Below are 9,624 nucleotides of genomic sequence, written 5' to 3' on the forward strand. Positions count from 1 at the left end.
CATAGGCTCGTTTGCCTTGTCCTGCCTCGCTTTATGGATGTAACGTATTGAGAAGGGGAAACCCGCACCGCGCGGCGATTAAAAAATATCCCGATCCACCAATCAGACCGCATTCTCCATATCTATGCCGGGATTTCGCTGATGTTGAAATTGATCAATGTCCGGCATTTTATCTCGTAATTAATACGGTATCGGGAAATTTGAAGTTTAATAATTTTATCTGCGCGGTCTCCATTATAACAAGGCCATAGCGAATCAAATAACATGTCGGCAATCGGGCACCTCGAAATGGCCACCCATCGCCGTCCCTATTGTGAATGAGATATGTCAGATTGTACGTACAAGCATGCCTGCGTAAGCGTTCAGTAGGGGTCCATCCGGCTCGCCCAAGGTGGAAGCGCCTTACGTGCGCCTGCCACACGTATAGAGTACGATCTACCGAGTTGCAGCAGTGCGGCATTTATTTGCAAAATGCGTCGCCCAGATTACACGAAAATCAAAGAAACAAAAGTTGGTTGCCGCTCGGGATTGTTGTATCTATAATCCCCAACTCTAAAAGAAGTTAATGCCGATCCTCGATTTTTGCTTTGATTTAATGGCCATGGACCGATGCGGCTGTATGCATCGGAAACGAAGCAGCCATCGCCTCGACGCGATGGGACGAGAGAAGGGGTCACACGGTGGATCTGGATTTCTGGCAGTCAGCATCAACCACATCAACACGTGAGTTCAGCAAGCATCCGTCAAGGGCGCTCAAGCAGGCAGTGGACGAAAGCGTGCTGGTGATCACCAAATACGGCCAGCCGGTGGCCTGTCTCAGTTCAGTGGAGTACTGGCGTACGCTGCTCAGGCAGGCGCAGGCCAGTGCGTTCGACGAAGCCAGCACCGAAGCCGGGCACGTGCCGCACTTCTGTGTCGTCGACGAACGCCACTACAACGAAATCATGCAGGCTCTACGCAGCGAGCCGATGAACCCATATGACCGAGGTCCACGAGAAATCGCCAATCCCGTAGCGGGCGATCAGCGTATCGAGGCGTGCGTTGATGCGGGCCGAGTGGATGCGGCAATGAACGATGAAGTAGCCGCTGGTCACGGCGACAATGGAGCCGGCAGGCAGCGAAGCGTTGAGCCCGAGCGGTGACAGCACCAGCGCGACATCCGTAATGCTGTTGAACCACGCGGTGGCGCGCCGCTCTACCAGCCTGTGAGCCAGTTCCGCCGAAACCGTCGGAATCGACGCTGCCAGCACCGTTTCTGAGGCCGTGTTGGCATTCACGTAGGTGTAGTCGGGCAAGATCGTGATGAACGGTGCGAGCGCGTGGATCGCATCGTGGTCGTAGCCCGGCACGCGGATCAGGTCGTCGGGCGTGACGAGTTGCAGCGGCCAGTTAGCGTCGCCACGTGTCTCGGTCAACGAATGCAGCATGTAGTCGGCGGTGGCCTGCGCAAGCGCGGGGCTTAGCGACACGCTGCTGAGCAGTTGACGGTACGCGATCAGACCATCGGGATTGACTTGCCAGGGCGCGTGCGGACCGGGCCGGGACACCAGGTCCGAAAGATTGAAGCGTGCCTGCGCATCTTCGACCTCGCCGGATATCCACGCGTTTGCCAGTTCGGCATTGGTCGCGGCGACGTCGCGTGGCAGGAAATCGGCAAGCTGCGCATCGTTGACCTTTTCCGACCAGGGCTGCCCGACATAGGTGACGTTCGAGACGGCCGCCTCTGCATGCAGTGTTGCGCGCGCCCATTGCACCGCGGCGCGTTCCACCCACTGCGTCTCGACAGCGAGGCGTTGATTCTCGACGTCGCGTATGGAAACCATTTCGCGCCACACGACGCTGGCCGCCAAAGTCGCCGCGAGTGCGACTACCAGTAAAGCGGTGACGATCGCGATGCCGCCTTCACGTCGCTTCGCGGCAGGCCCCCGCTTGCGGTGCAGCGTCGTATCTCGTTGCATGCTTCCTCCTGCGCTTTCGCGGCAAACCGCCAACAACTGTTCCGCTGCAGCATAGGGCCGTTCTATTTCGGCATCTTGACGAATGGTACATACAATCCAACGCGGTCTTTGTACGTACCATTTGCCTTAAATCTGCCCTTATCCATGGATACGATGAAGCTCTAACAGCGGCATGGGGACCTGGATCGTTGTCCAGGCGCCGGCCGCGATTTTCGGGGAGGCGGCTTCTTCAAGCGGGAAGCGCTTATTTTGGAAAAGGGCGTTCATCCACTCGACCAGCGGTATATCGACGCGTACGCGTCGCGTGCCGAGTCGTCGCCGGATTGCATGGCGACGCTGCCGTCGCCCGTGCGCTGCCCGCTTTGCGATGGCCCGCTGGAGCGGTCCGCGCGGCGGCGCCAGGGCTATCGCTACTTTGCGCATCGCGAGAAAGCCGATGGCGAACGGTGTCCGTTGTCCACTTCGAGTTATCAACTGCTCGGCATGCTGGTTGGATGCGAGCGCAATCCGCTGGTGGAAGTCGAGCACCGTATGCGGTTTCTCGACGCGTGGCAGCGGCATTACCGCATTGCGCGATCACTGGCGCCGATGCTCACGCTCGAACGCTTCGCGGCGCTGATCAAGTACGCGGACGTCGTCAATCTATGGTCGCATCCGGCGCTCGACCGGCGCGATCTGCCCTACGTGCTGTTAGTGATGGCCGGCTTTATGACCAGCCGCGACGCCAATGGCGAAGTGACGCGGGTGAGGTTCTGGTTCGACGGCAGCGTGCAGCATGTGAGCGATCTCTGGCGCGCGTCGCGTACACAGAAGCCGGAGCTGTACCGTATCGTTTATCGCGATCCGCTGCATACGCCGTTTCCGACTTCGGCGCACATCTTGTGCTGGGAGCGCGTTGCGCAGGCGACGCGAGTTGCCGATACAGGGGTGCCGCGGCTCAGCCGCGATGAAGTACAGCTCTTCACGCGGATGATGGAAGTGCACGATCTCGAGCGTCGCCTGACGCAGGCAGACGACGAGATCGCGTGAGACGCTAGTCAAGCTTGCTTGCGGTGCCGTGCACAGCCGCACAGCGGTTCAAAGTTTCGAACCTCCATCCACATGCAAGGTATCGCCCGTTACCCAGCGCGCTTCATCTGAAGCAAGAAACGCGACAGCCGCGGCGATGTCATCGGGCTCGGCCATACGTTTGAGCGCCTGCATTCCGATCGAAAAATTCCGCCCTTCCTCGCTTTTCGCGAAACTCGACATATCGGTCGGCACGACGCCCGGCGCTACTGCATTCACGCGGATACCCCGCTCGCCGAGCGCGACAGCGAAATGTTTGACAAGCGTGTCAATGGCGCCTTTAGTCGACGCATACGCGGCCAGCGTGCCGACCGACGTGCGCGCAGCCAGCGACGAAAGCAGCACTACACTGCTGCCTTTGCACATCACCGGCAGCGACTGCTGGACGAGAAAGAACGGCGCGCGCACGTTCACCGCGAACAGGTTGTCGAAATCTTCGACAGTGGTGTCTTCAATGGTGGCTGCGCGCGAGATGCCCGCGTTGGCCACCAGGATGTCGAGGCGGCCGCCGATGATCGCTCGGGTGCGCTGCGCAAGCGTATGCGGGCCATCGGCGAGACGCAGGTCTGCGGCGATCTTTTCGGCTTTGCCGCCTGCCTGCAGTATCTCGGCGACCACCGCGTCGGCCTCCGCAGCGCCGCTGCTGTAATGCACCAGTACCTGTGCGCCTGCCTTTGCGAGTGCCAGCGCGCTGGCGCGTCCGATGCCGCGCGATGCGCCGGTTACCAGCGCGGTCTTGCCGGTCAAGATAGTCATGTTCGTTGCTCCTTGAAATTGGACGGCCTGTGCGGCCGGATAGTCGGTGTCGTGCACGAGCCTGAAACAGGACGACTCAGCCCGCCGTCTTGCCGCCATCGACGCTGACGATCTGCCCGGTGACGAATGCAGCGCCGTCAGACGCGAGGTACAGCACGGCGGCCGCGATGTCCGATGGCTTGCCGATGCGTGCAAGCGGCACCGAGCCGGCCAGCGTCGCCTTGCGTTCCGCTGTGCCGGTGAAGCGATCGAGCATCCCGGTGTCGGTCGGACCCGGCGCCACCGCATTGACGCGTACGCCGGTGCTAGCTACTTCGAGTGCAGCCGACTTCGTGAAGCCTTCCACCGCATGCTTGCAAGCCATCCCGCTATATAATTTTTGACGAACAGCAGGAAGCCTTATGGAATAAGGGTTTGTGCGATTTTGTCAAACGCTGGTATTGGGCGTGTCAGCGGAGAACCTGCATCAATCGGCGGAACAGGCGCCATTTGATTCTTACAACCCCTTGCTCTCACCGGTAGCTGCCGCGCGAAGGTTAGGAAGGAAAAGTCAACCAACTCAACGGTCCTTATCCGCCGGTAGCGAGGTACTTGGCCATGACGAGGTATGCTTCACCGAGCGAATTTAGAAATAGCTGCAAGCGATAATGATCGACTTCACCGCCGCTGTTCGTATATGGATACACGTCCTTAGGGTCGCGCTGGGGCGGGTAATATCCATCGGCTATGGCACTTACCCGCAAGAAAGCCGCATCAGCGTCTTCTTCGTCTTCGTTCTGCTCGTAAAAATCTTCGTCCACGTAAGCTACTGCCCAAGGGAAAAGCGCTTCCGCTAACGCTTTCGGTTTGTACCCCGTGTATGTCACGCCCCAGTCTTGCTGCAGGGTTTCGTTGCCATCGTCGTCGTAGACGTAGACTTGCACGGGGGACCGCCCTAGGCCTTTGTTAATCCAGTGTTCGAGTTCGATGGATACCTTGCCTCCGCCCTTAATGTGCCGCATGAGCGGCTCGTTAATCGCTAGCCTCCGCATACGTTGCTGTGCGGGTGATCCGTCAAAGACTGCCGATAGCGCGTGCATGCTCGCTACTCCGAACCTGTTTGCCTTCGGAATTTCTATAGTCCAGGATTTTCCCGTGCGCGTGATGTGGTCACCGTCAACATGGACCCAGAATGTCCCTGTAGCTTCTGGAAGATGCAAAATCAGCAACACCGGCAACGAGTGGTTCGTCCAATAATCGAGATGAGTGAGCCTCCCGCGAAAGACGTATGCTGAGTCGGTCTCCCGCACATGACTGGGACCGGTCTTTATCTGCACGGCGACCAATTTGCCTGTCGGGTTCCCCTCTTGAACGAGTTCGATCTGGGCATCGATACCCATGTCGATGACAGGTTGTTCACGGAATATCCATCCAAGCTCGTTCAGACATATGCCTTGGACAGCATTGACGCCAATTTGCTCAGTCGCATCAAAGCGAGGCATCGTGATTTCTCCTTTGCAGATCAAACGCTGTTAGCTCGCACTATTTGCGCGAGCTATCTTCATCGCGGCTATTGTCACCAATCCTCTTCATACGGGAAATACGATCTGCTCACAGTACTTTCTGCGATGAGGTGTGCCCATAGTGCATGGAGCTTGCGAGTCTGATAGGTATCGGCTCGACCAAACTGGTCACTAAAGGCGCGTGCATAGTCGTCCTTTTGCACCAGTTCCCCTTGGTACGACTTCGACTTCTTATCAAAGGTTGTCCATCGCACAGCAGGCTCTGCGTCGATGACACTCAGGTCAAGAAAACACTCGATTGCGCAAGCCCTGCCGTTAATGTCTTCGACGGCATCTCCAGATGGTCCGAGCGTCCTGAAACGGCTGAATTCTGGCAACGATGGAAGTGTCGTCACTTTGACATTTGTCGACATGTCCAGCGAACTTATCGCCTCCGACGCGCCTCGTCCGGCGGTGTCGTTGTCAAGTACGATAAGCATCCGGCCCGTATATCCGATACGAGCGAGCCCGCGGCAAAAGGCGACTAGGTTTCCAACCCCGGGGAATGGGTTGCCGTCCTTCATGTCGATGAAGTCGAAAAAATCGGCCACTTCTGGATAGAGAAGTTGAAGGCTGCGCTGCAGGATATGCACGTCCGATGAGCCCTCGGTAACGATCAAGCACCGCTCAGCACCGCTACCGGGAACGATGTCACTAGCCGAAATCCATCCGTTTTCGACGATGTCCGCATATTCCCAACGGATCGGAAGATTCGCCAACTCGGGGAATTCAGCCAGGAGGCGTAATACAAGATAGGTGTCTAGCGGTCGACCAAAAGTCCCGATAACCGCTTGGTCGAAATCGAAATAGACGCCTTCCGTCTCCCATGGTAATGAGCGTAAAAAGCTATTCAACGCTTCGAAAGACGGGCGAGGCATACCATTTTCACCATCGTTTGATGGAGGTTCAGACCAGCTACGACAGGCAGTGAGTGTATAACCGAGCATTTCCAAGCGTGGTTTGATTCGACTCAATGACCTGCACAGGCAAGGTTTCTCTTCAATGATCCGCTCGTTGTTATCTCCGACGTATTCGTAAGGGCCTAACGCTTCGTCGCCGGGCTGAAAAAGCACACCGTGATCCGTATAGCCTCGATTTTTGCCCCAGTCGATGTGAATATGTCCTGCAGAAAGATAGACCATCGATCCCATAAAGGCTCCCGTCGTTGATTGCGCCGAAGATTCTGTCTGGCCTAGGCTACTGCCTTACGCGCCAGATGGCTTAAGCAACCCTTTTTGTTGCTGATAGCTCTTTGTCTCGAACAGAAAATCTGCCAACGTCTTCGCTGAATTGACAGCGAGCTTCGCATGATGCCGCTCGGGTTTGTAACTTTTTGCATGGCTATCCGACATTCTATTTCGCATAGACGAGAGGCCATTGACAATCGAACTCAAGCCACTCAATACCTGCTTGAGGCTGTCGGAGATGTCTTTGCGGCTCGCATCCATGTTTAGCATTGTCCGAACTCGGTTGAAGAGCTTGACGAGGTCTCCATCGAAAGACGGCCGGGCTTCCATGCTCAGATCGGCTTCGATAGCTAGAAGCATCTGTTCAAGCAACGCTCGGGCGTTGGTGATCGCTCCGTCGTAATCGCCAGATTCAATCTTGCTGCGGCACTTCTGGATCTGCTCCTCAATGAATGTCGCCGTTAGCTCGGGCAACGTCTCGGGGATAGCATCCACCGTAACAAGAGAGCCTGTGATCAACTGCAACTTGTGGAACGGCCCTAAACGTACAACTTCGTAATTTTCGAAAACAAGTAGTTCGTTCAATTTCCCTAGACATTCGTGGTCAGTGAGAAGAACGTCCTGGTGAATTCCGATCCAGTTGCGCGCGTTGATGATTTCGCAAAGCAGTTTTTCTATGGCGGGCTTGGACGCTAGTTCGGTGAGTTTCTCTCGGGCGAAGGCTGAGCGAGACGGAAAACCTGATCCATAGACGTCTCGATAGCCGTAGCTATTGAAAAGGGCTACGAGATCCGGCCCTGACCGATATGGCCATCCGTTCGTACCTCCGCAAACGAAGTCAGCCAATTTTTGGATTGTGAAGGCGGTGAGGTTCATGCATTCCTGTTTTGATTTCGCTTCGAAAGGATCGCGTGGGCAGCAGGCCGGACCGGTGGCATATAGCGTTATGTCGGGTTCCACCAATCATCAGGCATTCCGGACATACTGCCCCATTGCTTCATCTCTGGAAATATCTCGTCCCAACTGTCTTCCAGCAGACGGCGATGCGGTTGTGCCTCCGTTGGAAATTCGGCCGTCGCAAGTGCACTCAGTTGAAAATGCCTATACTCCTTCGCTGTGCCTGCCGAACAGAAGCGGTGAATGCTCAGGTAGTTGATGTCTTGTGACGCCATCTCGAATTCATTCACCGATGTAACGAAGAACGGCATGGCCTCCACCCACTCTTTCGGAAGCCCCCTTATTTCCAGCCTTGCACGAACGTATGCGTTGAGCGCTCCGACGACGTAGGGAGTAAGGAGATACCAGTCTTCATAAGTGATAACGACAGGATAAATCGGCAGTCCGTTCGGAACCCACTTCGATAGCCCTTTACGAGCTTCGTCGATGTTCGCATATAGCTGGCCGACCGCTTCAGCCAGGTCGTCAAGCGCCTTATCAAGTGCCTCGCCAGGGCTCTCTTTGGCTTCCTGCTTCATCCGACGTGTCTTGCACTCGATGAACAAATTGCCGGTGTCATCGCTAACGATCCAATCTACGCCGTGTTTGTTTAGCTTTCCGACCTTGTATGGCTGCTCGCTGGTTATCGAGAATCTGTCGATGTCGAAAACGTCACCAAGGACCCGGCCAACGTAGCGCTCGAACGCGTGGCCGTACTCATTGGCGTATTTGATAGTCTTGGTATTAACACCCTGCAGCAGATCGTAAAAGAGACCTTCGGTAACACGCCGGAGCAGAAGATGCGGCAGCGGGCACCAAAGCCGATTGGGTTGCATCGGATCGATATTCACGAATGGCGTGGCTTCCAAAGCGTTCCACGTAAATTCCCAGCCCTCGTCATCGCGCCGCAACTCCTCAAGCCGTTGACGAATAGTAGGAAGCGTTGTGCCAGTCATCCGAAAGAATGTGTCACGAGCATCGTGCGAGATACCAAATCCGGAATAATCTTGTGATGCGTTAGTTCCCGGTTGCCGCGTGCCGGTCCCGGAGATGGCGATCGCCAGTAAAAACATGTCTCGAACCGAAAGACCGGTCGCTTGCTTGAATATCGGGGCCAACTCGGAATCGTTGAAGATGTGATATGCGCGGAAGAGACGTGCTTCATCGCGTGAATATTGCCATCGCGCTTGCTGATGGATCAGGGTATGCAGCGCATTGAAGGCGTCGTCGCCAGAGCTAATCGTCCGCTCGGAGATACCTTGGCTGATCCGTCGAATATGGTTGATCATCCTGACCAGACCGTTCCGTGTGGAAAGTATGTCGTCGGTTCCGCTCGCATTAAGCAGTAGTTCTCGGCACAACGTGTGCAACTCCCACACGTAGAAAACTATTGCTGACCCGTTCCACGCGATAGGACGTGTAATGACCCCGGAGGCAGCAACCAGCTTCTGACAATGCCATATCTCCATCAGTGCGGGTTGCAACGCAGTCCGGCGAAGGTCGTTCCTAAACGGCTTGTAGAGATCGTAGATATTCACTGCGCGACATGTTAGGCTGAAATTGACCCTAATATCATACCTGTCAGATGAACCTTTTCGTCATCGGAAATCTTGACCGTGCCAAGAGTGGCAAATCCCAAGCGTTTCGGTCGGCTTTGCGATGCAGGAGCAATCGCTTAAAACTCCCCGGTTAACACCTATCAGCTGCTGCTAGCCCTTGCGGGAATGGCTTGCGCGATACCGACAAACACCCCGCAGCTCCTACTTTGAAGTGCCACCCGGTTGCGCTTTGCATTCGTAATACCTACCGTGGCTATCGCGAGTTCGTAGAAGCCCCGCCACGCGAGGTCATGCAGCGCATCGCAAGCTGTGCCGCATATTTCACTGCAAGCCCGCGCAGTTGCTGCGTCCCGAGGGCATGCCGACCAGCAGTGAAGCGGTACAGGAAGACGTAGGCGCGCTCGGGGATACAAGCAACATGCCGACCTCGGATGCCGTTCCTGTCAGGAAGGCGAAGGCGGGGCCGGTCGCGTCCGCGATGGAAGCGGCCTTTATGCAGGCGAGCACACTGGAGTGTAAGCGTGTAGCCGGTGACGTCTTGACGCGACGTTGGAGCTATCGGTCTACGCGGAGCTGATCAGCAACGCGCCAAGGCGTAAGTTCGTCGACGCGATTGATG

8 protein-coding genes are annotated in these 9,624 nt (G+C 56.2%); 1 reads left to right on the forward strand and 7 read right to left on the reverse strand.

What is annotated here, in order from left to right; translation table 11 throughout:
• Positions 1-953: 953 nt before the first annotated feature.
• Entirely contained in the window at positions 954-1,958 is a 1,005-nt protein-coding gene (gene gspK / locus ACYVNQ_RS32115) for a type II secretion system minor pseudopilin GspK (RefSeq protein ID WP_460908660.1), read from the reverse strand.
• Positions 1,959-2,207: 249 nt separating this feature from the next.
• Here gspK and ACYVNQ_RS32120 point away from each other — a divergent pair, with 249 nt between their 5' ends.
• The gene (locus tag ACYVNQ_RS32120) at positions 2,208-2,987 is read left to right on the forward strand and encodes a hypothetical protein (RefSeq protein ID WP_460908662.1); all 780 of its coding nucleotides are present in this window, start codon (positions 2,208-2,210) and stop codon (positions 2,985-2,987) included.
• Between the two features lie 48 nt (positions 2,988-3,035).
• Here ACYVNQ_RS32120 and ACYVNQ_RS32125 read toward each other — a convergent pair whose 3' ends face one another.
• From ACYVNQ_RS32125 to ACYVNQ_RS32150, 6 genes are all read right to left on the reverse strand, one after another.
• Complete coding sequence (locus ACYVNQ_RS32125) at positions 3,036-3,782, reverse strand: SDR family NAD(P)-dependent oxidoreductase (protein WP_460908665.1); 747 nt, start codon at positions 3,780-3,782, stop codon at positions 3,036-3,038.
• Positions 3,783-3,858: 76 nt separating this feature from the next.
• Entirely contained in the window at positions 3,859-4,146 is a 288-nt protein-coding gene (locus tag ACYVNQ_RS32130) for an SDR family NAD(P)-dependent oxidoreductase (RefSeq protein WP_460908668.1), read from the reverse strand.
• 205 nt (positions 4,147-4,351) lie between these two features.
• On the reverse strand, positions 4,352-5,263 hold the full coding sequence (locus tag ACYVNQ_RS32135; RefSeq protein WP_460908670.1) for a DUF4365 domain-containing protein: 912 nt from the start codon (positions 5,261-5,263) through the stop codon (positions 4,352-4,354).
• A gap of 74 nt (positions 5,264-5,337) precedes the next feature.
• A complete protein-coding gene (locus ACYVNQ_RS32140; protein WP_460908672.1) occupies positions 5,338-6,474 on the reverse strand; it encodes a HEPN/Toprim-associated domain-containing protein in 1,137 nt (378 codons plus the stop codon).
• A gap of 54 nt (positions 6,475-6,528) precedes the next feature.
• The gene (locus ACYVNQ_RS32145) at positions 6,529-7,386 is read right to left on the reverse strand and encodes an abortive infection family protein (protein WP_460908674.1); all 858 of its coding nucleotides are present in this window, start codon (positions 7,384-7,386) and stop codon (positions 6,529-6,531) included.
• A gap of 68 nt (positions 7,387-7,454) precedes the next feature.
• The gene (locus ACYVNQ_RS32150) at positions 7,455-8,735 is read right to left on the reverse strand and encodes a hypothetical protein (RefSeq protein WP_460908676.1); all 1,281 of its coding nucleotides are present in this window, start codon (positions 8,733-8,735) and stop codon (positions 7,455-7,457) included.
• Positions 8,736-9,624 lie beyond the last annotated feature (889 nt).

The organism is Paraburkholderia jirisanensis, from assembly GCF_054782355.1.